The 1,249-nt window shown below is 54.4% G+C and carries 1 protein-coding gene; it reads right to left on the reverse strand.

The genetic code is table 11. From position 1 onward, the window contains the following. Positions 1–149: 149 nt before the first annotated feature. Positions 150–1,190: an IS110 family RNA-guided transposase gene (locus FHK95_RS19950; RefSeq protein ID WP_178114871.1), complete on the reverse strand. Its 1,041-nt coding sequence runs from the start codon at positions 1,188–1,190 to the stop codon at positions 150–152. Positions 1,191–1,249: the final 59 nt, after the last annotated feature.

Raw genomic sequence — 1,249 nt, forward strand, 5'->3', positions numbered from 1 at the left:
TCACTGTCCTTAATCTCCTACTCGGCTTCCAAGAGCCATGGGGCGCCTAAGGTTTCAGTGAATCGATCTTATCTGTCGTGTCGTAATGGTCTGCGCAACCTCGGACGAGTAATAACCCTGTTAACTATCTGCCTGCCGTTGTCAGTCTCTCAGGCTTCCAGGCCTCGCATTGGCTGATAGGGCTGGCCTGTTTTCATGATTGCCCAGACGATACGAGCCAGCTTGTTCGCCAGAGCCACCACAATCTTGTTCACATGTTTGCCTTCCATGCTTTTGCGTTTGACCCAGCGACCTAGTCGCGAATCATTATCCGGCTGAACAAGCACCCGGTACGCCGCTCGAGCACCATGTACCAGTTGTTTGCGCACATGCTTGTTACCTTGCTTGGAAATGCCCAGCATTTTTCCTACACCACCCGTACCATGCTGGCGGGGAGTCAGTCCCAGATAGGCGCCGAACTGTCTACCCGACTTGAAGTGCTCGGCGTCACCAGCATGGCTGTACAGCAGCGTCGAGTTGACCAGACCAATACCCGGCAAGCTCTGTATCGCTTCGCAGACTGCATTTTCCTTAGCGATCAGTTTCAACTCACGGTCGTAATCTGCAATCCGTCGCTCGCGTTCCAGCCATTGCTCGCGCAGGTCATGGATCAAGTGACGAGCGCGTACACTCAGTGCTCGCTCGGCATCCTCAAGTATCAACGGCACTGTCTCACGCAGACTTTTGTGCCCTTGGGCAATGGTGATACCCATTTCCAGTAGCAGGCCACGCAGCTCGTTACCGATGGCCGTCTTCTCCTTGACCAGGCGTTCACGGACCCGGTGCAAGGCCTGGATATCCAGCTGTTCAACTGACTTCACTGCGACCGACGGCATACTAGGTCGAGCAGCAGCCTCGACAATAGCCTGAGCATCACGCTGGTCATTTTTGTGCACCTGCACGAAGGGCTTAACGTAGCGCGGATGAATGATCTTCACCTCATGCCCCAGCGCCTTGATCTGGCGAGCCCAGTAATGCGCTCCACCGCAGGCTTCCATGGCAACTAGACAGATTGGCTGAGTGGCCAGGAAAGGCAGCAACTGATCACGCTTGAGCTGCTTGCCGAGTATCTTATGTCCCCGGCTATCGTTGCCGTGAAGCTGAAATACCTGTTTGGCGAGATCGATTCCAATAATGCTAATCTTGCTCATGGATGGACCCTCCTGCTTTGATGCCGACCCGTGATTGTGGACAAACTCAATCATGGCAC

The organism is Pseudomonas saliphila (assembly GCF_008638345.1).
Classification (GTDB): Bacteria; Pseudomonadota; Gammaproteobacteria; order Pseudomonadales; family Pseudomonadaceae; genus Halopseudomonas; species Halopseudomonas saliphila.

Coding starts and splice junctions, on each gene's coding strand:
- FHK95_RS19950 (WP_178114871.1), bottom strand. CDS start 1,190: ATGAGCAAGATTAGCATTATTGGAATCGATCTCGCCAAACAGGTATTT.